The 20,875-nt window shown below is 62.9% G+C and carries 22 protein-coding genes; 12 read left to right on the top strand and 10 right to left on the bottom strand.

The features are described 5' to 3' along the window. Position 1: 1 nt before the first annotated feature. Entirely contained in the window at positions 2-1,447 is a 1,446-nt protein-coding gene (locus tag AC0L3K_RS30170; RefSeq protein WP_473367394.1) for a hypothetical protein, read from the bottom strand. A gap of 196 nt (positions 1,448-1,643) precedes the next feature. Here AC0L3K_RS30170 and AC0L3K_RS30165 point away from each other — a divergent pair, with 196 nt between their 5' ends. The 4 genes from AC0L3K_RS30165 (at position 1,644) to AC0L3K_RS30150 (ending at position 8,241) form a co-directional block, all read left to right on the top strand. Then, positions 1,644-2,063 carry a hypothetical protein gene (locus tag AC0L3K_RS30165; protein ID WP_219680757.1) on the top strand — a complete coding sequence of 140 codons (420 nt, stop codon included), beginning with the start codon at positions 1,644-1,646 and terminating at the stop codon, positions 2,061-2,063. A gap of 191 nt (positions 2,064-2,254) precedes the next feature. Next, positions 2,255-3,910, top strand: a complete 1,656-nt coding sequence (locus AC0L3K_RS30160) for a thiamine pyrophosphate-requiring protein (protein WP_473367408.1) — start codon at positions 2,255-2,257, stop codon at positions 3,908-3,910. A 113-nt stretch (positions 3,911-4,023) separates the two neighbouring features. Beyond that, the gene (locus AC0L3K_RS30155; RefSeq protein ID WP_473367393.1) at positions 4,024-6,525 is read left to right on the top strand and encodes a GAF domain-containing sensor histidine kinase; all 2,502 of its coding nucleotides are present in this window, start codon (positions 4,024-4,026) and stop codon (positions 6,523-6,525) included. Between the two features lie 78 nt (positions 6,526-6,603). Then, positions 6,604-8,241, top strand: coding sequence for an alpha/beta hydrolase (locus AC0L3K_RS30150; protein ID WP_473367407.1), 1,638 nt, complete (start codon positions 6,604-6,606; stop codon positions 8,239-8,241). 3 nt (positions 8,242-8,244) lie between these two features. Here the strand turns inward: AC0L3K_RS30150 and AC0L3K_RS30145 are convergent, their stop codons facing one another. Then, complete coding sequence (locus AC0L3K_RS30145) at positions 8,245-9,825, bottom strand: MDR family MFS transporter (RefSeq protein ID WP_473367392.1); 1,581 nt, start codon at positions 9,823-9,825, stop codon at positions 8,245-8,247. Between the two features lie 155 nt (positions 9,826-9,980). Next, positions 9,981-10,496, bottom strand: coding sequence for a YcgN family cysteine cluster protein (locus tag AC0L3K_RS30140; protein WP_007593435.1), 516 nt, complete (start codon positions 10,494-10,496; stop codon positions 9,981-9,983). Between the two features lie 294 nt (positions 10,497-10,790). Between AC0L3K_RS30140 and AC0L3K_RS30135 the strand changes: the two genes are divergently transcribed. From AC0L3K_RS30135 to AC0L3K_RS30125, 3 genes are read left to right on the top strand one after another with little or no spacing between them, the layout of a single operon-like run. Next, entirely contained in the window at positions 10,791-13,079 is a 2,289-nt protein-coding gene (locus tag AC0L3K_RS30135) for a transglycosylase domain-containing protein (RefSeq protein ID WP_473367391.1), read from the top strand. A 25-nt stretch (positions 13,080-13,104) separates the two neighbouring features. Continuing rightward, complete coding sequence (locus AC0L3K_RS30130) at positions 13,105-13,683, top strand: DUF1214 domain-containing protein (protein WP_007593444.1); 579 nt, start codon at positions 13,105-13,107, stop codon at positions 13,681-13,683. Beyond that, positions 13,680-14,264 carry a DUF1254 domain-containing protein gene (locus AC0L3K_RS30125; protein ID WP_007593446.1) on the top strand — a complete coding sequence of 195 codons (585 nt, stop codon included), beginning with the start codon at positions 13,680-13,682 and terminating at the stop codon, positions 14,262-14,264. Before AC0L3K_RS30130 ends, AC0L3K_RS30125 begins: the two co-directional genes overlap by 4 nt. Positions 14,265-14,586: 322 nt before the next feature. Here AC0L3K_RS30125 and AC0L3K_RS30120 read toward each other — a convergent pair whose 3' ends face one another. Together AC0L3K_RS30120 and AC0L3K_RS30115 are read right to left on the bottom strand one after the other, a co-directional pair. Further along, positions 14,587-14,757, bottom strand: a complete 171-nt coding sequence (locus tag AC0L3K_RS30120) for a hypothetical protein (protein ID WP_219685595.1) — start codon at positions 14,755-14,757, stop codon at positions 14,587-14,589. Between the two features lie 91 nt (positions 14,758-14,848). Further along, positions 14,849-15,064 (bottom strand): hypothetical protein, encoded by a 216-nt coding sequence (locus tag AC0L3K_RS30115; protein ID WP_246649599.1) that lies wholly within the window; start codon positions 15,062-15,064, stop codon positions 14,849-14,851. On the opposite strand from AC0L3K_RS30115, the gene AC0L3K_RS30110 reads away from it, so the two are divergent. From AC0L3K_RS30110 to AC0L3K_RS30100, 3 genes are all read left to right on the top strand, one after another. Continuing rightward, positions 15,002-15,166, top strand: a complete 165-nt coding sequence (locus tag AC0L3K_RS30110) for a DUF2933 domain-containing protein (RefSeq protein WP_354164706.1) — start codon at positions 15,002-15,004, stop codon at positions 15,164-15,166. The two genes, AC0L3K_RS30115 and AC0L3K_RS30110, sit on opposite strands and share 63 nt — an antisense overlap. Before the next feature lie 15 nt (positions 15,167-15,181). Then, positions 15,182-15,640, top strand: coding sequence for a hypothetical protein (locus AC0L3K_RS30105; protein WP_473367390.1), 459 nt, complete (start codon positions 15,182-15,184; stop codon positions 15,638-15,640). Positions 15,641-16,238: 598 nt separating this feature from the next. Continuing rightward, positions 16,239-16,433: a hypothetical protein gene (locus tag AC0L3K_RS30100; RefSeq protein ID WP_007593453.1), complete on the top strand. Its 195-nt coding sequence runs from the start codon at positions 16,239-16,241 to the stop codon at positions 16,431-16,433. A 632-nt stretch (positions 16,434-17,065) separates the two neighbouring features. Here the strand turns inward: AC0L3K_RS30100 and AC0L3K_RS30095 are convergent. Then, positions 17,066-17,884, bottom strand: coding sequence for an alpha/beta fold hydrolase (locus AC0L3K_RS30095; RefSeq protein WP_473367389.1), 819 nt, complete (start codon positions 17,882-17,884; stop codon positions 17,066-17,068). 434 nt (positions 17,885-18,318) lie between these two features. Here AC0L3K_RS30095 and AC0L3K_RS30090 point away from each other — a divergent pair, with 434 nt between their 5' ends. Next, positions 18,319-18,594 carry a hypothetical protein gene (locus AC0L3K_RS30090; RefSeq protein WP_473367388.1) on the top strand — a complete coding sequence of 92 codons (276 nt, stop codon included), beginning with the start codon at positions 18,319-18,321 and terminating at the stop codon, positions 18,592-18,594. A gap of 147 nt (positions 18,595-18,741) precedes the next feature. Here the strand turns inward: AC0L3K_RS30090 and AC0L3K_RS30085 are convergent, their stop codons facing one another. Continuing rightward, positions 18,742-19,128, bottom strand: a complete 387-nt coding sequence (locus AC0L3K_RS30085; RefSeq protein WP_473367387.1) for a hypothetical protein — start codon at positions 19,126-19,128, stop codon at positions 18,742-18,744. After that, the gene (locus AC0L3K_RS30080; RefSeq protein WP_219684902.1) at positions 19,115-19,402 is read right to left on the bottom strand and encodes a hypothetical protein; all 288 of its coding nucleotides are present in this window, start codon (positions 19,400-19,402) and stop codon (positions 19,115-19,117) included. Before AC0L3K_RS30080 ends, AC0L3K_RS30085 begins: the two co-directional genes overlap by 14 nt. On the opposite strand from AC0L3K_RS30080, the gene AC0L3K_RS30075 reads away from it, so the two are divergent. Beyond that, positions 19,314-19,553: a YjiS-like domain-containing protein gene (locus AC0L3K_RS30075; protein ID WP_219684855.1), complete on the top strand. Its 240-nt coding sequence runs from the start codon at positions 19,314-19,316 to the stop codon at positions 19,551-19,553. The two genes, AC0L3K_RS30080 and AC0L3K_RS30075, sit on opposite strands and share 89 nt — an antisense overlap. 130 nt (positions 19,554-19,683) lie before the next feature. Here AC0L3K_RS30075 and AC0L3K_RS30070 read toward each other — a convergent pair whose 3' ends face one another. After that, on the bottom strand, positions 19,684-20,184 hold the full coding sequence (locus AC0L3K_RS30070) for a GlcG/HbpS family heme-binding protein (protein ID WP_007593468.1): 501 nt from the start codon (positions 20,182-20,184) through the stop codon (positions 19,684-19,686). A 29-nt stretch (positions 20,185-20,213) separates the two neighbouring features. After that, positions 20,214-20,873, bottom strand: a complete 660-nt coding sequence (locus AC0L3K_RS30065; protein ID WP_473367386.1) for a hypothetical protein — start codon at positions 20,871-20,873, stop codon at positions 20,214-20,216. Between the last annotated feature and the right edge of the window lie 2 nt (positions 20,874-20,875).

The raw sequence follows: 20,875 nt of genomic DNA, 5'->3' as shown, positions 1-20,875 counted from the left end.
TCTATTTTTGCGGCATATCTCGCCGCTTGTGCACGACCGCCACGTCGTCGCTGTAGACGCGCTGCCATTGGGGCAGCCGGTCCAGCATCGCTATCGCCGGCGTTCCCGGCGCGAGCAGCGTTGCGCCGATGTTGTATTCGTCGAGCAACTTGAGAAAGTCGCCGAGATCGACCAGCGCCAGGGCACGATTGTAGCGGTTGATGAACGCTCCCCCGTACAGTTCACCGCGACCGTCGATAAAGGTGGGAATGCCGGCAAAGATCAAATAGCCGCCAAAGGAATAATCGTTGAGCACGTGCCCCGCCGTGGCGAGCTTGGCTTCAGCGATGGCAGCCTGAGGGGTAATGGCCGGAGCCGGTCGTATGTCACGCGCCAGCGTCGCCCCGCTCACCACGATCAACACACCCAGCGTGGCCAGGTTCAGGCCGCGTGACGAGCCGGGAGCATCTTCTCCCACCGGTCCGCCGAACGTCCGCCCCAGCGGAGCCGCCAGATAGAGCGGCGCCAGCATGGCCAGCAGATCCGCATTGCGGATCTGGGCCAGCGCGAAATGCAGCAAGCCGATCACGACCAACGCACGCACGACCGGCAGCGTCACGCCACGCGAGAGCGCGAAGATGCCGGCCAGCAGCAGTAATTCGAAGAAGCCTATGTGGCTGAAATCCTGCGGCCGCCATTCCGCGATCCAACCGAGCGCGGGGCCGAGGCCGAGCGTCGTCAGCGGCATCAGCAGCGGTTCCGGCCCGTAGGGCGTCAGGCAGGACGCCGCGACCGCGAGCGCGGTGAACGGCAGCCACCGCAGGAACACGCGTGGCCATTCGCTACGCTTCTCGCGCAGCAGCGCCTCGAGCCCCGCAGGGCCGATCAGTCCAAGCGCCAGCACCACACTGCCGTGCAGATTGGCCCACACGACCAGTAGAGGAAGGGCCCAATACGGCGGAGGCCCACCACGATCCATGCAGCGCACCAGGGCAGCCGCCCAGGTCACCATCAGCGGCAGCACCAGCACGTGTGGCCGCGCCAGCATATGCGGCGCCAACAGGATGACGGCCGCGATCACCATGAGCAGCGTCTGGGTCGGCGAAAGCTCGCGCAGCAGGAAGAACGTCAACAAACCAAAGGCGAGCGCTATCGCCGCGGCAGCGACGACGAGGACGCCCTGCCAGCCGGCAAGCGCGTAGGCACCGGCGTAGATGATCTCCGAGAGCCATTCGAAGGTGATCCAGGGCGCGCCGTGCCTCGAAAAGGAAAATGGGTCAGTCGCCGGCAGCATGCCGTGCGCGATGATCCAGCGCCCGACTTCGATGTGCGAATAGCTGTCGGGATCATTGAGCAGCCGCGGTCCAAGAATCAGCAACAGGGCATATACCCCAAGGCTCACCAGCCAGGGAAGCGCAGCACGCGCCGAAAACGGTTGAACCTCGCTGTGGACGACCTGGTCACTCATGGCGAGCGCAAGTTAGGGCGCAAGCGTTAAATTCCTCTTTGACTTCACCGCGCCTGGCTTGGTGCGGCGGGCCGGTCACGCTTTGTGAACTATACTCCCGGCTGCGAAATCCAGGCTGCGGCGCTTTGACGACCATGTGGGTCCTGATACGCTTCACACTGTCAATCCACCAACCACAGCTGCTTGAAGGATGCGGATGAGAAGCGTGATGCTCCTGGCTTTCAGCCTCATCGTTGTCGGCGTCTGGTCGCAGGACAGCGCAAGAGGACAGACTTCGGCCGCCCCGCCGGTTTCGCTTTCTCCGCCCAATGCATCGCCGCCGCATGCGGGCGCCAAAAATTCCAGACCTCCGCCGGCAGCATCCATCAGAGAAGCTTCGCCGCCGGTGATCGGCGGGCTTCCATCGGCGCCGAACCCGGCCGCCGACTACGATGGCTTCAGCGTAGGCCCCGGCGAGGGCAATGACACCTCGAGCCAAGTGGTGCCGCCTGTGAGGTCACGCACGGCGAAGGGCTCCAGGGCGGATCCGGGTGCTAAAGGCGCCGCTGAGCAATTGATCGATCAAGAAGACGAGGCGTTGAAACGCAAGCTGAGGATCTGCCAAAGCTGCAAGTAGCGGTCGTAGCGGATGGAGCGCGGCGAATTCGTCATTGGTATGTCCGGGTAGCACGGCCCCGGATTGCGCTGCGCTCCATCCGGGCTACGGCAGCTCGCTGCATAGCTGACCTACCGCGACTCTCATCGCCCGCGCTTTACCCTTTCCCCGATTCCTGATCCTCTCTTCCCTAATCGGCCGGACCAACCGGCCTGCCCAGGGAGAGAAACGCCATGAAGCTCGGCACCGCGATTGCGGAAATCATGAAGCGCGAGGGGATCGAGATCCTCTGCGGTTATCCGGTCAATCATCTGATCGAGCATGCGGCCAAGGCCGATATCCGGCCCGTGATGGTGCGGCAGGAGCGCGTCGGCATCCACATGGCGGATGCGATCTCGCGGGTGACATCGGGACGCTCGATCGGCGCGTTCTGCATGCAGCACGGCCCTGGTGCGGAGAATGCGATGGGCGGTGTCGCGCAATGCTACGGCGAATCCGTTCCCGTGCTGGTGCTGCCGATGGGCTATCAGCGCAGGCTCGCGCATATCGAGCCGAACTTCAATTCGAGCGAAGCGATGAAGGCGTTTTCGAAATCGTCGGAGCCGATCATCCTGGCCGCGGAAGTCGCCAACATTTTTCGTCGCGCCTTCACCAAGCTGAAGAACGGCCGCGGCGGGCCTGTCATCGTCGAGATTCCCGCCGATATGTGGAACGAGGACGTGCCGGAGCCGCTGAACTATACGCCGGTGCTGCGCACCCGCTATGGCGCGGACCCTATTCATGTGAAGGAGGCGGCCGACCTGCTCGTCAACGCCAAGCGTCCGGTGATCTATGCCGGCCAGGGCGTGCATTACGCGCAGGCCTGGCCGCAACTGAAACGGCTGGCCGAACGGCTCGCCATTCCCGTGACGACCAGCCTTGGGGGCAAATCGTCCTTCCCGGAGACGCATCCGCTCTCGCTTGGCTCTGGCGGCCTTGCGGTGCCGCGCGCGGTGCCGAAGTTCCTGGCCGAGACCGACGTCATTTTCGGCATTGGCTGCTCCTTCACCGAGACCAATTTCGGCATCGCGATGCCGAAAGACAAAACCATCATCCACTCCACACTTGATCCGAACCATCTCAACAAGGACGTGGAAGCCAGGATCGGCCTCGTCGGCGATGCCGGGCTCGTGCTCGATGCGCTGCTGGAGGAGATCGGCAAGACCGTCACCGCAGATCGCGACGCCTCGGCGGTCGCGGCCGAGATCGCGGCCTCGCACAAGGAGTGGCTGGCGAAATGGATGCCGAAGCTCACCAGCAATGATGCGCCCTTAAGCCCCTATCGCGTGCTGTGGGACCTGCAACACACCGTCGACATCGGCAATACCATCATCACCCACGATGCCGGCAGCCCGCGCGACCAGCTCTCGCCGTTCTGGAAGTCGGTCGAGCCGCTCACCTATCTCGGCTGGGGCAAGACGACGCAGCTCGGCTACGGCCTTGGGCTAGCCATGGGCGCGAAACTCGCAAAACCCGACAAGCTCTGCATCAATGTCTGGGGCGATGCCGCGATCGGCTTCACCGGCATGGATTTCGAGACCGCGGTGCGCGAGCGCATTCCGATCATGTCGATCCTGCTGAACAATTTCTCGATGGCGATCGAATTGAAGGTGATGCCGGTTTCGACCGAAAAATACCGGTCGACCGACATTTCCGGCGACTACGCCGCGATGGCGCGCGCCTTCGGCGGCTATGGCGAGCAGGTGACGAGACCTGAGGACATCATCCCCGCGATCAGGCGCGGCATCCAGAAGACGCAGGAAGGCATTCCCGTGCTGCTGGAGTTCATCACCAGCAAGGAGACCGAGGTGTCGCGGCCGGGCACGTGAAGCGGACCGGATTCTGGCAGCAAACTCGCTATCGCGGACGCTGGCTCCGGCCGCAGGAGATGTGATAATCCGCCCTGGTGCCGCGCTTGTCGCGGCATCAAGCCGGATTGCGAATGACCGCCCCTTCCAACGACATCGCGGAACTTGAGCGCCTGTTACAGGCGGCCACAGCCGAGAACGCGCAGCTTCGCAGTGAGCTCGCGATTGCGCGCGATCGTCAAAGCGCCAGCGCCGGGATTCTGCGCACCATCGCGGCCTCTCCGTCCGATGCCCGGCCGGTCTTCGAGGCGATCGCGTCCAGCTCCCGGCGTTTGCTCGGCGGCTTCTCCGCCACCGTGCTTCAGTTCATCGATGACGAGCTCCACCTCGTGGCGTTCACACCAACGAGCACCGAGGCGGACGAAGGGCTGAAGGCGTCGTTCCCGCGCAAGATTGCCGACTTTCCGACCTTCGCGCTGGTGCGCGGCGGCGAGACGATCCAGTTTCCCGATAGCGAAGCCGCGGAGGTCCCGGAGCTGAACCGGAACCTTGCGCGGCTGCGCGGCTTTCGCAGCGTGCTGTTCATGCCGCTGATGAATCGGGGGACGCCAGTCGGCATGATCAGCGTAACTCGTGCCGAGCCCGGCGCGTTCGCAGCCGACCTCGTGCAGTTGCTCCAGACCTTTGCCGACCAGGCGGTGATTGCGATCGAGAACGCGCGGCTGTTCAACGAGACGCGCGAGACGCTGGAACGCCAGACCGCCACCGCCGACATTCTGAAGGTGATGGCCGCTTCACCCTCCGACGTACAGCCGGTGTTCGACGCCATCGCCGCCAACGCCAACCGGCTGATCGGCGGCTTCTCCACGGCAGTTCTGCGCTACATCGACGGCGCCGCGCATCTTGCGGCGTTCACGCCGACCGATCCGGCCGGCGATCGCGTGCTGCAGTCCTCGTTCCCGGTGCCATTCGCGCAGTTCCCGCCCTACCGGCTCGTGGCCAGTGGTGTGGCGGCGCAATTGCCCGACACCGAGGTCGAACCGGCGGCGCGGGACATCGCGCGCGCCCGCGGCTACCGCAGCATGCTGTTCGCTCCCTTGATGAGCGACGGTGAGGCCATCGGCGTCATCATCGCCACGCGGCGCGCGACCGGCGCGTTCGGCGAGCATCATGTGCGGCTGTTGCAGACCTTCGCCGACCAGGCGGTGATCGCGATCAAGAATGTCAGCCTGTTCAACACCACGAGGGAAGCGCTGGAACGGCAGACCGCGACCGCCGACATCCTCAAGGTGATTGCGGCCTCGCCCGCGGATGTGACGCCGGTGTTTCAGGCGATCTCCAACAGCGCCAAGTCCCTGGTCGGCGGACATTCCTCCACCGTCACACGCGTCATCGACGGCCTGCTGCACCTGGCCGCCTTCAGCACCGACAACGAAGCCGGCAACGAAGAGCTGCTCAGCTCGTTCCCGACGCCGCTGTCGGCATCCGGCATTCACAGCCGGGTGGCAAGAAGCGGAGAGTTCGCATTCCGCAGCGACATGCAGAACGAGCCCGACCTTACGGACGCCATGAGAGAGCTGGCGCGGACGCGAGGTTATCGCAGCATCCTCGTGATCCCAATGCAGCGCGACGGCGTCGCGATCGGCACGATCGGCGTGACGCGGCCGGAGGCCGGTCCCTTCCCGGACAAGGCGATCGCCCTGCTCAAGACCTTTGCCGACCAGGCCGTGATCGCCATCGAGAACACGCGCCTGTTCAACGAGGTGCAGGATCGCACCAGGGAATTGGCCAAATCGCTCGACGATTTGCGCGCAGCCCAGGACCGGCTGGTCCAGACCGAGAAGCTGGCGTCGCTCGGCCAGCTCACCGCCGGCATTGCGCACGAGATCAAGAACCCGCTCAACTTCGTCAACAATTTTGCATCGCTCTCCGCCGAGCTGACGGACGAGCTGAACGATGCGCTCGCGCCTGTCCCGTTCGCTGACAATGTCCGCAGCGAGGTCGACGAGCTGACCGGACTGTTGAAGGACAATCTCGCGAAAATCGTGCAGCATGGCAAGCGCGCCGACTCCATCGTCAAGAACATGCTGCTGCATTCCCGCGAGGGCGGCGGCGAGCATCGGCTGAGCGACATCAACGCGCTGGTCGAGGAGAGCCTCAACCTGGCGTATCACGGCGCCCGCGCCGAGAAGCCGCAGTTCGACGTGACGCTGAAGCGCGAGCTCGATCCGGCGGCCGGGCAAGCGGAAGTGTTTCCGCAGGAGATCACCCGGGTGCTGCTGAACCTGATCTCGAACGGCTTCCACGCGGTGGCCAAGCGCAAATCGGATCACGGCGCCGTCGATTACGAGCCGGTGGTGATCGCTGCAACCCGCGACCGCGGCGACAGCATCGAGATCCGCATCAGCGACAACGGCACCGGCATTCCGCACGAGGTAAAGGAAAAGATGTTCGATCCGTTCTTCACCACCAAGCCGGCCGGCGAAGGCACCGGCCTCGGATTGTCGATGAGCCACGATATCGTGGTCAAACAGCACGGCGGCACCATCGACGTCGCGACGGAGCCGGGCAAGTTCACGGAATTCACGATCCGGCTGCCGCGACAGAGCAGCTTTTCAGACCAGAACAAGAGATAGACTCGCCCGGAGGATGCCGTGACGAATCTGGCTTGGCTCGTTCGACGGCAATTGCTCTCGCTGTCCGGTGTCGGCCTCATGCTGGGCGCTCTGTTCTTTGCTGCCGCGCTGACGCCGACGCTGATTCCGCGGAGCTATCTCACGCAAGGCGCGCTTGCCGGCGGCTGTTTCGCGATCGGCTATTTCGCCGGCGTGCTGTGGCGCCAGCTGTGGCATTATCTCGAATTGCCCGAACCTTCGCCGCGGGCAAGATCGATTGCGAATGCGCTGGTCACGGCCGGTTGCCTGCTGGTCGTCGTTATCTTCCTGCGGCGAACCGCCGAATGGCAGAATTCGATCCGCACAGTGATGAAGATGACGCCGGTCGAGACCGCGCATCCGCTCAAGGTCTGCGTCATCGCCCTGATCACGTTCGCCGTGCTGCTGGTGCTGGGGCGGCTGTTCGTGTTTGTCGCCCGCTTCCTCGCCGTGCGCATAAAGCACGCCATTCCGCGGAAGCTCGCCAACGTGCTCGGCGTGCTGATCGCAGGCCTGCTGTTCTGGTCGATCGCCAGCAACGTCCTGGTCCGGACCGCGTTCAACGCGCTCGACTCCTCCTTCCGCGAACTCGACGCCCTGCAAGAGCCAGAGCGGCCGCAACCGGCCGCCCACGATCGAACCGGAAGTTCTGCCTCGCTGGTGAAGTGGCAGGAACTCGGGCGCATGGGGCGCCGGTTCATTGCCTCAGGCCCGACCGCGACGGAGATCAGGGCCGTTACGGGACAGCCCGCGCAGAATCCCGTGCGCGTCTATGTGGGCCTCGGCAGCCGCGACACGGCGCGGGCGCGCGCCAGGCTTGCGCTCGACGAGCTCAAGCGCCAGTACGGCTTTGAACGCAAGGTCCTGATCGTCGTCACACCGACCGGGACCGGCTGGGTCGATCCATCCGCGATGGATACGGTGGAATATCTCCATCATGGCGATGTCGCGAGCGTCGCGATGCAATATTCCTATCTCAATAGCCCGCTGTCGCTGCTGTTTCAGCCCGAATACGGAGTGGAGGCCTCGCGTGCGCTGTTCACCGAAATCTACGGCTACTGGACGAGCTTGCCCAAGGACAAGCGGCCAAAGCTGTATCTGCACGGGCTCAGCCTCGGTGCCATGAACTCGGAAAAATCCGCAGAATTGTTCGAGACAATCGGCGACCCCATCGCCGGCGCGCTATGGAGCGGAGCGCCATTCGAGAGCCGCATCTGGCGCTCGATTACCGATAACCGCAATCCAGGATCACCGGCCTGGCTGCCGGAATTCCGCGACGGCCGCTTCGTGCGCTTCATGAACCAGAACGGGCCGACGGTGGCGCCGGATACGCCCTGGGGCCCGATGCGCGTGGTCTATTTGCAATACGCCAGTGACGCGATCACATTCTTCGCCTACCGCGATGCCTATCAGGCGCCGGCCTGGATGAATGCGCCGCGCGGGCCTGACGTATCACCGGAGCTGCGATGGTATCCTATCGTGACGATGCTGCAGCTCGCCCTCGACATGGCGGTCGCAACCAACACGCCGATGGGTTTCGGCCATGTCTACGCACCCGAACACTACGTCGATGGCTGGGTCGCGGTCACAGCTGTCGGCGATTGGTCTGCCGAAGCGCTCGCACGGCTCAAGCAGCAGCTCGCAGCGAAAGCGCGGAAGACGGGCAATGGCGACGACGATCCCGATCGCGGTGGCTAACCCCTACTCCGCCATCTCCACCTGCTGCGTGACGGACGGACCGGCCAGCGGCCGCTCCTCCATCATGATCAGGCAGAGCGCGGCGCCGGCCATCAGCGCCGTCGCGGCGCCGAAGACGTAGCGGAACGCATGCCGCATGTCGTCGGCGGGAATCGCATTGACAGCGCCGTGATGTTCGCCGGCGAGCGGAACGTCGGCACCGAGCGCGATGAGCAGGATGGCCGCGAACGCCGCGACCGTGAACGAGGACATCAGCGAGCGGAAGAAGTTCAACGCGCCCGTGATGGTGCCGATCTGCGGGCGGGCGACCGAATTCTGCACCGAGACCACGCAGACCGGAAAGGTGGTGCCGAGGCCAAGCGCAAACGCAGCCATCAGCGTCAGCAGTGCCCAGAGCGGCAACGTCGTCAACGTGAGGCCGAGGCCGCACAGCGCAGCCCAGGACGTTCCGACGATGGCGACCCGCTTGTAGTGCTTGGCCCGCGCCATGGTGCGACCGGCGATGGCCGCGCCGCAGGTCGAGACCGCCGCGAGCGGAATCAGCGCGAGGCCCGCTTCGCTGGCGCTGAGGTGATAGACCGCCTCGTAATAGAGCGGCAGCTGCACTGTGAGGCCCGTGATCGCACCGAGCGCGCAACCGCCGGCCGTCAGCCCGAACGGCACAACCGATCCTCCGAGCAGCGGCAGCGGCAGGAACGGCTCGTCCGCGCGGCGTGCGTGCCACACGAAGGTGGCCGCGAGCGCGACGGCGCCGCCCACCATCGCAAGCACGGTTGGCGAGAGCCACGGGAAGCGCGTGCCGCCCCAGGTCAGCACCAGCATGAAGACCATGGCGGAGGCCATCAGCAGCACGCCGCCGAGCCAGTCGACCTTGCGCTTGCGGTGGAACACCGGAATCTTCTTCATCCTGGGCAGCAGCAGCGCGATCGCCGCGGCCGCGAGCGGCACATTGATCCAGAAGATCATCGACCAGTGCAGATGCTCGGCGAACACGCCGCCGATGACCGGGCCGAGAATGCCGCCGACCATCCAGACGCTGGAGAAATAGGCTTGATATTGGCCGCGCTCGCGTGGGCTCACGACGTCGGAGATCACGGTCTGCACGACAGGCATGATGCCGCCGCCACCGAGCCCCTGGAGACCGCGTGCAAGAATCAGCATCGGCAGGTTCGGCGCGATCGCACACAGCACCGAGCCCGCGACGAACAGGCTGAGCGAGATGATGATCATCACGCGGCGTCCGTAGATGTCGCTGAGCGTGCCGAATACCGGCGCGACTGCGGTCGAGGCGAGCAGATAGGCGGTGATGACCCAGGAGAGATTGGAGACGTCGTGGAACTGGCGCCCAATGGTCGGCAGCGCGGTTGCGACGATGGTCTGGTCGAGGGCTGCCAGAAACATCGTCAGCATCAGGCTGATGACGATGGTGCGGACCTCGTCCTGCGACAGCGGCGCCGGCAGCGCGAGCGAGGGAGCGTCGTCGACGCTCAAGACCTCGCTCGAAAGGCGGGACAATTCCTCGGCGATATCGTCGGGCAACGTTTGGGTGTCGGCAGAACTGCTCTGCCGCTCGAACTTGTTCATCTCGATCGGAAGCCATGAGGCGGCCCAACGCCGCGAAGGATTCGTTCTATGCAGCCAATGTAGACAGCAAAGTTCTTCTCGGGCAGGCACCGCGGTGCATGGGAGCATCCCACCCCACGGCCATCCCGAAGACGTGATCTATCTGGTGCGACGGATCAGTCCTTCGGACGTCGCTTCAGGCGGGCCCGTTTCGGCAGCTGCGCCGGCCATTGCACGATGTGGTTCTCGAGCTCATCGTCCGGGATCTCCACCTCGCTGCCTTCGACCCGACCGCGTACGGAGACGCCGGCCTCATGCACGGTATTGGGATCGCCTGACACCAGCGGATGCCACCAATAGAGGTCGCGCCCTTCCGCCACGAGCTTGTAGCCGCAGCTCGGCGGCAGCCAGTTCAGGGTGCGGACATTGGCCGGGGTCAGGCGGACGCAGTCCGGAACCTTGTCGGAACGATTCGCATAGTCCTTGCAGCCGCAGGTCACTCCATCGAGCAGCTTGCAGCCGACATGGGTGAAATAGATGTCGCCGGTGCCATCTTCCTCGAGCTTGTTCAGGCAGCAGCGGCCGCAGCCGTCGCACAGGCTTTCCCATTCTGGCCCCGACATCTCTTCCAACGTCTTGGTTTTCCAGAAGAATCCTTCCTGGCCTGAAGGTCGTTTGGGAGCTGCGGTCATGCGCCTCAACAAAAGTTCGAAAGAGCTACGGCTGGTGCCATCTAGGGCGTGCGGCCGTGGGGCCGCAAGCGACGCCCGCGTGAGGCCCGTAATGAACCGGGGTCAATTAGGCCTGTTGTTCAAAATCGCAAGCGTGACCATTGGTTTATAGGCCCTGCTCGGCTAGAAGGAACAGCAAGTCCCCACCGTCGCTGGCCGGGCGCCTTGGGTTTGCCGCAACACTCCCGCAAGACGTCTCGATGCCGCCCCAGCGGGGTGCTTGAACGCTTTCGAACCAAGCCGCAAGGGTTCTAGGTGCGCCAGATCATACCACCGCATTGGAAGGCCTGGATCCGGAATTTCTTCCTGGATCTCGATGCGCGCATCGACTCCTCGCTGTTCTCCTCGGCCAAGGGCATCCGCGAGCTCTACGAGCGCTACTCGACCTTCATGGACCGCTTCTATGTCGGGCGGTGGAAGCGCTGGGTGTTCATCGAGCCGCTGTCGGAAGCTGCGACCCTCGGCCTCGGCGGCCTGGTGGTGATGCTGACCCTCGCCATCCCGGCCTTCCGCGAGACCGCGGACGAGGACTGGCTGAAGAAGTCCGACCTCGCGGTGACCTTCCTCGACCGCTACGGCAACCCGATCGGCAGCCGCGGCATCAAGCACAACGACTCGATCCCGCTGGAAGATTTTCCGGACGTGCTGATCAAGGCGACGCTCGCGACCGAGGACCGCCGCTTCTACGAGCATTTCGGCATCGACATCGCCGGCACCGCACGCGCGCTCGTCACCAACGCCCAGGCCGGCGGCGTCCGCCAGGGCGGCTCCTCGATCACCCAGCAGCTCGCCAAGAACCTGTTCCTGAGCAACGAGCGCACCATCGAGCGCAAGGTCAACGAAGCCTTCCTCGCGGTCTGGCTGGAATGGCGACTGACCAAGAACGAGATCCTCAAGCTGTATCTCGACCGCGCCTATATGGGCGGCGGCACCTTCGGCGTCGACGGCGCCGCGCATTTCTACTTCAACAAGTCGGCACGCGACGTGACGCTCGCCGAGGCCGCGATGCTCGCCGGCCTGTTCAAGGCGCCGACCAAATACGCGCCTCACATCAACCTGCCCGCTGCCCGCGCCCGGGCCAACGTCGTGCTGGACAATCTCGTCGACGCCGGCTTCATGACCGAGGGCCAGGTGTTCGGCGCCCGCCGCAATCCCGCCTTCGCGGTCGACCGCCGCTACGAGGCGTCGCCGAATTACTATCTCGACTACGCCTTCGACGAGATGCGCAAGCTGGTCGACACCTTCCCGAAATCCTACACCGAGCGCGTCTTCGTGGTCCGGCTCGCGATCGACACCAATGTGCAGAAGGCGGCGGAAGACGCGGTCGAGAACCAGCTGCGCCAGTTCGGCCGCGACTATCACGCGACGCAGGCCGCGACCGTCGTCTCCGATCTCGACGGCGGCATCCGCGCCATGGTCGGCGGCCGCGACTACGGTGCCAGCCAGTTCAACCGCGCCACCGACGCCTATCGCCAGCCGGGCTCGTCGTTCAAGCCTTACGTCTACACAACCGCGCTCCTCAACGGCTTCACGCCGAATTCGATCGTGGTCGACGGCCCGGTCTGCATCGGCAATTGGTGCCCGCAGAACTATGGCCATTCCTATTCCGGCGCGGTGACGCTGACGCAGGCGATCACGCGCTCGATCAACGTTGTACCCGTCAAGCTGTCGATCGCGATCGGCCAGAAGGAGCAGCCGAAGGCGCCGAACCCGGCCAAGATCGGCCGCGCCAAGATCGTCGAGGTCGCGCGCCGCTTCGGCCTCAAGGCGCCGCTGCCCGACACGCCGTCGCTGCCGATCGGCTCGGACGAAGTTACCGTGCTCGAGCACGCGGTGGCGTACGCGACTTTCCCCAACCGCGGCAAGGCGGTGACGCCGCATTCCGTGCTGGAAGTGCGCACCGGCGCGGGCGATCCGGTCTGGCGCTGGGACCGCGACGGACCGAAGCCGCGCCAGGCAATTCCCGCCTCCGTGGCCGCCGACATGGCCGGCATGATGAGCCACGTCGTCAGCGAAGGCACCGCGCGCCGCGCAGCCCTCGACGGCATTCCGACCGCGGGCAAGACCGGCACGACCAATGCGTATCGCGACGCCTGGTTCGTCGGCTACACCGGCAATTTCACCTGCGCGGTCTGGTACGGCAATGACGACTATTCGCCGACCAACCGCATGACCGGCGGCTCGCTGCCGGCGCAGACCTGGCACGACATCATGCTCGCGGCGCATCAAGGCGTCGAGGTCCGGGAAATCGCCGGCATAGGCATGGGCCAGAAGCTGCCGCCCGAGCGGATCGCCAACGCGCAGGCCAATGCGGCGCCGAAGGTGCTGGAGACCAAGCCCGGTCCGCCGCCCGTATTGACCAAGCGCGGCGCTGACGTTTTGGTGCGGGTCGAGAAGCTGCTGGATGACGCGGCCCGGACCGCGACCAAATCGGCCGCCACCGACCCCAAGCAAGCCAAACCGGCATCGTCCACGAGCGCGCTCGCCTTCCCGCAGAACTACGCGGAAGAGAATGCGAACGCATCCGCCCCGCGCAAGAACTAATCGAAACAAGAACTGATCGAAACAAGTGCGGCTGATCCTGATCACATTGACGGCTCTTCTGCTCGCAACCGTGGTGGGCGTCGGCGCGACTTGGATGACGACGACGCGCGGCACCGAGATCGGCGCGCTGACCATCGGCCCGTGGACCGCGCGTCCGCGCACCGGCACCGCCGACGTCGATCCCTATTCGCGCGCCACCATCGTGCGCAACGGCGAGCTGCCGATCGGCACCGGCGACGGCGTCGCCTTCACCGCGACCGCCGATGACAAGAAGAAGGTGCTCGACGGCCGCTGCGACGTCGTGGTCTCCGGCGTGACGCCGCCGGCACGGTTCTGGACGCTGACGCTCTACGACCGCAAGGGTCATCTCGTCCCGAATTCGCTGCAGCGCTACGGCTTCACCAGCCAGGAGATCGTACGGCAGTCCGACGGCTCGTTCGAGATCCGCATCGCCTCGCGCTCCCGCGCCGGCAACTGGCTGCCGACCGGCGGCATCGAGCGCTACGCGCTCATGCTGCGGCTCTACGACACCCCGGTCGGCGTTGCCACACGCACCCAGCGCGACGCACCAATGCCCACGATCACGACGGCGGGCTGCTCATGATCCGGCTGTTGTTCACCATCGTTGCCGGCGTAGTGCTGGGCCTCGTGGTCCATCTCGTCAGCGTGCTGGCGTTGCCGCGGATCGCGACCCAGGACGCCTATTCGCGGCTGACGCCGATGACGAAACTCAACGGCGTCACGCAGCTTCCGCTCGCCGATCCGCAGACCTCGCCGATGCCGTTCATGGACCCGGCCTTTGCACTCGCGATCTGCCGCTACGATCTGTCGAACGGGCCGATCAAGCTGACGGTGCCCGTCAGCCAGGCCTACACCTCGGTGTCGTTCTACACCCGCAACGAGATCGCCTATTACGCCATCAACGACCGTTCGGCCGGCAAGAAGGTGATCGAGCTCGACCTGATGACAGAGCCGCAGCACAACGAGCTGCCCGAGGACGAAGAGATCACCGCGGCCGACCGCCTGATCATCGATTCCCCCAGCACCACCGGCCTGATCGTGATGAAGGCGCTCGCCCCCGAGCCTGGCCTGATGCCGCAGGCGCAAGGCTCGCTCGCGGCCGCGAGCTGCGGACCGCAGACCGAGCCGCCCGCCAAGGCGGAAGCACCGCGGGGACGGCGCTGAGGCGCGCAGCTTCGGCGACGCGAAAACAAAAAGTCGAAAAACAACCCCATGCACAGTAGCGCTAGCATTGAAATCGTTAGCCATTTTGGTTGTGCCAAATAGGCGTTTGGACCGATACATCCCTGCCCGTCGCGCAGTTCAGCTTTGACTCGTCGGGCAAAACACTGGCAGAATGGGAGCATCGAAAGTTCACCCGCGCGGAGCAATCCGGCGCGGGTTTTTTCATGCCGGGGCAGATTGCCATGATCCGCGGATGGCTATCGTTGCCATAGCAGGCGGGCGGAATGTTCGCGGGAGACGGCGGTAGTTTCTGGTGCCCGCTTCAGGTGCGATGCACCGCTCGCGGTCCAATAACAGCAGGGAGGAGTTGCGGCCAAAGATTGAAGAAGAAGACGTAGATGATCGCAACTGCCCACCCGTAGATCATGCTGGCTGCAAGGCCGTACATGAAGCTGCCGACGGTAATCATCTTGAAACCGGGAAAGACCGCCATCAAACCAGCTTCTTGAAATCGCGATTTGACCCACATCAACTGCGGTTGCCGACCGTTGCGGGACCCGACGTTTGATTTGCATCAAGGGCTTTCATGCGAAACCTGCGAGTTTGGTTTTGGTCCTGTTGGCAACAGGGCAATCAGGCAATGGTGCCGTCTTGAGGATGCCGCGATGACCTTGCCGGACCATGTTCACGATCAGTCCGGCGCACGCCGGGGCTTGTCGCGCAACTCCCTCATCGTTATGGGGCTTGCCGTCATCGCGGCAATCTCCGGAGCGCTCCTGTTCACCCAGCATCAGGCTCATGTACTCGGTGCTCTGCTTTGGCTGCCCCTTTTGGCTTGTCCGCTTATGCATTTTTTCATGCACGGTAGGCATCGAGGAGCTGGGGGCCATCACCACGGCTGAATTTGGGAGCGCCCTATGCGCAGCAAAGAATTCGGCTGGTCTGCTTCGTCAATCCTTCTGGGGCTTTCCGGAATCATCCTGATCGGTGTCGGCGGGTATTTCCTTTTCCTTCGGCCTGCGCTGCTGCCGGAGGACATCCGCTACATGAACCTTACGCCTGTCGAGCTGGAATCGATCGGTCCAAGGTTGGCAAGGTGGCTTGCACACGTATTCAACGTAATGGGCGGCTACGTGATGGCGACGGGTGTGCTTACGCTCACTCTAGCCATGACGGCTTTTCGCCAACGAAGTACTTTGGCGCTGGCTGGTGCTATTGTTGCAGGTGTGGTCTCGATAGGCTGGATGGCGGCCGTCAACGTTATGATCAACTCGGACTTCAAATGGGTACTGCTCGGATTTGCGCTCATCTGGGCTGCCAGCATCGCGGCCTTCGCCGCTGAAGTTCGCCGGTTCGACACCAGCCCCGTTTGCTGATGTCCGCTAGGTGTCACAAGCCGCAGATCACGCTCAAGGTGGGTGACTTCCGCTTTACGTCGGTGAGCCGACATTTATGAGCACCCTCAGCCGGAGGGGTTCATCAGGCTAGAGATCAGATTGATGTTCCTCACAAGGCCTGATTGTTCCATCGGCGGAACATAGGCAACAACTTCAGGCGACGACCTCGCGCTTAGAATGGCGGGCTCGTTCGAGATTGTCCCCCGCTTGTGCGGTTGATCTACACACTTACTCTTTGGAAAAAGGCAGGAACATTCCTGCGATTGCCAAGTTTTCCCGATGCCCTTCCCCAAGGGCGACCCCGAGTGGCCCCAGCTCCATGCCCCCCAACATCCCCGCGAGCTGGGGCCCGTTTTTTCTCGAAATTTGGGCTGATAACGGGAACCAAGAACCTTTGTTGAGTTGGGCACCATTCGCCACCGCGCCTCAAATGACGTGGTGCCGACACACGAAGGACCTCAGCTGGCCCAGCTCCGAGCTGAAGTCCTTTCTGTGTCGTGCGCATTTTAAGCCGAATTCGGAACGAATATTCGACCCTTGAATCATTCCATGTCAGCTAAGTGTCGGATGTCCAACCGTGTCGCGCTTAAATCAGTTCGCCCGTGAGGCCGCAGCGGCATTGCTGCGCATGGCAAAAACAACAAAGGATCCCACGGTCGCTGCTGGCTTGGTACAGCGTGCGGCAGACCTGAAAGACCGCACCGGCGAGCTTCCTGCCATTGATGTCGAGGCCATGGCCGAAGAGCCGCCCAAGCCCTTGACGAAGAACTAAGGCTGCCTCGGTGGATGGCGTAGCTGAACAGGCCGCTCTCGACATTGCATGGTCTCGGCATAGTCGCGCCGCCATCTTGGCGCCCAGCTCCTTCTCGACGATTTCGACTGAGTTATCCCACTGCGCGTTCCTGCTCTCCGCCAAGGAGCCCGTCATGTCGAGACTAGCGATCGTATTCGTGTCGGCACTGTCTGTGACCTCTGCTACCGCGCAAAATACTGCGTCCGGACGATCGCACGAGCCGGCCGCTGCCAGCGCGTATGAAACACAGCCTTTCCTATTTGATGGACGGATGCGAGGCGACGGCATGAGGCAGCGAGGGCGTGCCGACAATCGTCACCCCAACGTCGGTGCCATTGACGTGCAACCGAAAGCAAACCAGCCAGGGCGCGAACGATGAGCCCGCGTGCCCGCTTTGATCTGCCCGCCCAGCTGTTCGCCCTGGACGAGGTGATCAGTTGCGCCGGCAATACCTCCAATCGGCCGCTTCCGTTGACGCGATGCAGCTACGTGTTGGTTGATGGGGCCACCGCGGAAATTTGCCGCTGAGCACCGAACCGACGCCTGTGACCCAAGCGGGCATAGCGCACTCCGGCGCGACGTCTGCACCTTAACTCATGGGGAGGTCGATCTCACGCGGCTTGCACTGTCAACTCGCTGACGCGATCTGGTGCATCGAGCATGGCCATGTGCCCAATGTCCGGCAATTCGAACGTGGCCCACGATTTGTCGCTTTTGCAGTCTGCCAGTGCCCTGTCGAAGGCCGGCTGAGGAAATTTCGGCAGGCGGATGTATGTCTTCTTCGCCACTTTTTGGAGCGCTCCGGAAAGCTTGACCTGCTGGAGATAGGTGCCGATCGGATGCGGAGTAACCTTGGACTCGGCGAATACCCGATCGCGTTCGGCAACGACACTGGGCGGATATGTCGGCGATCCACGGACGCCTGCCTCGCCCTTGTCGATGGCCGCCTGTATGCCTTTGCGAACCGGCTCGGCTGCGAAGTCCGCCACCCTTTGTCCATTTGCGGGAATGTAGGCATCAAGCCATACAACCGAGGAGACGCGATCGCCGATGCTTTCGAGCGCGCCCGAGCCTACGAAGCCCGCGTAGGACCACGCCACAAGACAGACGTTGTCGAGACTTTCCCATTTGATCAGGTTGACGACGTCGGCGATGTGGGTGTCCAGATTGACGTCCTTGCTCAGCAAATGCGAGCGCTCGGCTAAACCCGTGAGCGACGGAGCGAACACTTTGTGGCCGCCCTGTTCGAGCCGGTCAATGATCCGGCGCCATATCCAGCCGCCGCAAAAAGCCCCGCTGACAAAGACGAAGGTCTTTCGCGCCGATTGGGCGCGGGCGGCACCAATCACGCTGGATGCCGCTGTTGCCATCAGACCGCTTGCTGCAGCACTGCGAAGCAAGCGGCGGCGACTAACGTGAATTCCTGCCACGACGCGTATCCCTCTCGTGAGGCAATCCGCTACTATGAGTTGTCGATCATAGAGAGTATCCGCCAAAGCGGCAAGGCGGCTCGTGGGGGCGCGCCGCCCAGCTCAGAGAGGTCCGCTCAGCGATGCATGGTGCACGTGATTTGCTCAGGCCGAGTTCTTCGCTTCTTGACCCTGAGCGGAAGTCCGAGCCTCAGGATGCCGTTAGCTTGGCTGGGTCTCGGGAATTGTTCTAAGTTGCCGATTTGTTTTCAGGGAGCCTATTCGTGGTGTTTCAGAGCGACCAACTCCACCTGCGAACACTTGTACGGTACTTGCGGAATGAAATTTCCAAGCTTGTGTCGCGGAGGTTATCGTACTTCAGCACCTTCAAACTAGTCGATTTGTCCCGACTGACATACTTTCGTGTTTCACTCCCGACGGACGAGGTGTGGCTGATGTCATTTGGTGCCGGAGGCTCCGAGGTCATACAGTCGATGATGCTCTCGATCGATGAAACCAGGCAAATCTTCCGATCGATCGAGCGCGTGTATGATGATCAAGAATTGGTGGAGATCAAGCTTGGCGATTTGTCATGGAAGACAGACTGTCGGCTCCGGACGAATCCCGACAAAGTCACGATCTCTTTCAAACGTGGTGGGGAGCGAACGCGCGAAGACGTCAGGCGGCAAGACGTAGCCAGGGCAATCGCCGAGTTTCGCAGTCTATTTTGAGCCAAAGGGATGCTGCTAGTGCAGGTCAGCCCGTGGCCCATCAGCGAAGTAGCGGCGCACCTCGTTCAGGTCCACTAAGCGATGCATAGCGGACCAGGTTTGATCAGGTTGAGTTCTTCGCATTTGCCCCGAAGCGGACGTTAACGGTCAGTCTTTCATGCCATCCAGACCGGGATGATCTTTGTAAATGTTGTCCTGAAGCACCGCGTCTATCTGAGAGATGATATCGCCCACCGACATCCTCAAGCTCAGAAACTCATCTGCTGGAGAGGCCTCTTTGGCGAGCGTGAGCGCCAAGGATAACTCCTCAATGACCCGCTCTATGTGCCATTTAAATCGTGCGGCTGATTTCGCGTCCATAGAACCATCTTGCGGGAACAGGGTCTGCCTTGCAAATGGCAGCATACCCATCTCAGTTGTACCACTGAGGGAGCGAGGATCTCTACCATCAGGCGGCGCTCCGATCAGCGCTCCTCGATCGGATGCACTCATTTGCAGGGTGCGATGCTTTGCATCGCCGTCAGCTTGAATCATGTGGACGGGCGGCGCCGATCGTCGCTTTTGGCATGACCGGCACTTCAGCGACACCTTCAGCTTCCAGATCAGCGGATCGCTTGTGCGGCAAGGACGAGCATGATAGCAAAGGCCATCGGGTCAAACACAACCGCCCGACCAGCTTTCGAGCCAAGCGTTGTTTCGCTCCATTATGGAGGTGAAACATGTCTTGCGACAGCACCACTGGCTCAATCGGCACATCCAGCTCAGCCTTCGTTCCTTCTCCAAACCCTGGATGGTTCTGGAAACTCACGCTCGCACTGCTGGACGGCATCACACGGCGCCGCCAATACGACGAGCTTCTCGAACTGGACGACCGGCTTCTCGCGGACATCGGCTTATCGAGAACAATCGTTGGCGAGGCTCGACGGTGTTACTTCTCAGGTTGGCGCGACGATGGGTGATCGTCAAATCCTGTCAATGAGCGGCCACACCTGAGCGTGCGAAGGCGGCGCGTCTGCTTATCCCTGCGGATCAGACGGCCGCCAGGCTCGCGAAAAGGCTGAAGGACTTTTTGACCGCGATCTTTACGCCTCAGAAGTCCAGCTTGTCGCGTACGGCGTCAATTCCGGCTTTCGCGCACGCTTCGTCCGCGTCGCCGCCCGGAGCGCCGGACACGCCGATCGCGCCGACCAGGGAGCCGCCGGCTTCGACGATCAGTCCTCCGGCGATGACGACCGCTCCGGGAAGGTTGCGAATGCCCGCCTGCATCATGCCCGGCTGGCTGATCGCGTTCAGCTCGGTCGTGCTGGTCTTGAACGAGGCGGCTGTCCACGCCTTGCCTGCTGCCGTCGAGGGCGTGTGAGGACCTGCAAAGCGGTCGCGCAACATCACTTGCGTGACGCCGAAGCGATCGACGACGGCAACTGCAACCTGGTATCCACGGGTGCGGCAGTTCGCCAACGCAGCGCGCGCAAGATCGAGCGCCAGTTCCGGACCGAGCGATTTGTAGGCGACCAGACCTTCCTCCGCCCGCAGTGGGCAGATGGACACAATCAGCAGGGCCGTCGCGACCGACAGGCATCGAACGTTCATGGCAATCTCCGGCATAGGTGACCAAACGCCTATTTGGTCTCACCATATGTCAGATCATCGAACAGGGTCACGCTATCTGCCTTGGTCCACAGGCCGATCATGCCGGCGTCCGGAATGGTGGCGTCTTCCACCTCGAACAATTGCTTTCCGTCATAGCTCACCTTGAACCGACGTCCTGCGAAGTCGCAGCGCAGCACGTGCCATTGCCCGGATGACACCGGCGCGCTGACGCCATAGCCGCCTTTGCGACCCACGATCTCAAGCGACATTCGAACGCCCTTGATCGTCTTGTACAGCACGACATTGTCCTCCAGCGCGTTAGCCCGGACCACGTAGTAATTATCGGCATCCTTCGCACGCCAGATAACTCCCGCGGCGCGATCCTCGGAGCCGGCGACGGTCTTGAATTTCACCTCGACAAAGCCGTCGCGGATGGCCGTATCGCGCTTGATGGCGAGGGGAAACGTCGCCCGTCCCGATTGCTTGAGAACGTTCGGCTTGCTGGGCGCCGTCGCCTCGGCCTCCACGGTCCATTTCGGCTGTCCTTTGCCGGTCATCGTCAAGGTCCATCCGTCGGGCGACGTTCCGGCAGCAGCGTTGTCGAAATTCAGGGTCTCGGCCATGGCGTTCCCTCCCACGAATAAAACCAGCATGGATGCCAGCGCAAGCTTGCCCATGAGCTTGTTCATGT

The organism is Bradyrhizobium sp. MI1.10 (genome assembly GCF_055811035.1).
Note: the sequence above shows the minus strand (reverse complement) of the source record. Positions and strands in the feature narration are given on the sequence as shown.

Bases quoted from the DNA above. Each gene is read 5' to 3' on its own strand.
- AC0L3K_RS30075 (WP_219684855.1), top strand. From the start codon at position 19,314: ATGTCTTGCGACAGCACCACTGGCTCAATCGGCACATCCAGCTCAGCC.
- AC0L3K_RS30065 (WP_473367386.1), bottom strand. From the start codon at position 20,873: ATGAACAAGCTCATGGGCAAGCTTGCGCTGGCATCCATGCTGGTTTTA.
- AC0L3K_RS30085 (WP_473367387.1), bottom strand. From the start codon at position 19,128: ATGATTCAAGCTGACGGCGATGCAAAGCATCGCACCCTGCAAATGAGT.
- AC0L3K_RS30070 (WP_007593468.1), bottom strand. From the start codon at position 20,184: ATGAACGTTCGATGCCTGTCGGTCGCGACGGCCCTGCTGATTGTGTCC.
- AC0L3K_RS30155 (WP_473367393.1), top strand. From the start codon at position 4,024: ATGACCGCCCCTTCCAACGACATCGCGGAACTTGAGCGCCTGTTACAG.
- AC0L3K_RS30165 (WP_219680757.1), top strand. From the start codon at position 1,644: ATGAGAAGCGTGATGCTCCTGGCTTTCAGCCTCATCGTTGTCGGCGTC.
- AC0L3K_RS30150 (WP_473367407.1), top strand. From the start codon at position 6,604: ATGCTGGGCGCTCTGTTCTTTGCTGCCGCGCTGACGCCGACGCTGATT.
- AC0L3K_RS30110 (WP_354164706.1), top strand. From the start codon at position 15,002: ATGGGGCTTGCCGTCATCGCGGCAATCTCCGGAGCGCTCCTGTTCACC.
- AC0L3K_RS30120 (WP_219685595.1), bottom strand. From the start codon at position 14,757: ATGGCGGTCTTTCCCGGTTTCAAGATGATTACCGTCGGCAGCTTCATG.
- AC0L3K_RS30145 (WP_473367392.1), bottom strand. From the start codon at position 9,825: ATGAACAAGTTCGAGCGGCAGAGCAGTTCTGCCGACACCCAAACGTTG.
- AC0L3K_RS30140 (WP_007593435.1), bottom strand. From the start codon at position 10,496: ATGACCGCAGCTCCCAAACGACCTTCAGGCCAGGAAGGATTCTTCTGG.
- AC0L3K_RS30125 (WP_007593446.1), top strand. From the start codon at position 13,680: ATGATCCGGCTGTTGTTCACCATCGTTGCCGGCGTAGTGCTGGGCCTC.
- AC0L3K_RS30105 (WP_473367390.1), top strand. From the start codon at position 15,182: ATGCGCAGCAAAGAATTCGGCTGGTCTGCTTCGTCAATCCTTCTGGGG.
- AC0L3K_RS30090 (WP_473367388.1), top strand. From the start codon at position 18,319: ATGTCATTTGGTGCCGGAGGCTCCGAGGTCATACAGTCGATGATGCTC.
- AC0L3K_RS30115 (WP_246649599.1), bottom strand. From the start codon at position 15,064: ATGAGCCTGATGCTGGGTGAACAGGAGCGCTCCGGAGATTGCCGCGAT.
- AC0L3K_RS30170 (WP_473367394.1), bottom strand. From the start codon at position 1,447: ATGAGTGACCAGGTCGTCCACAGCGAGGTTCAACCGTTTTCGGCGCGT.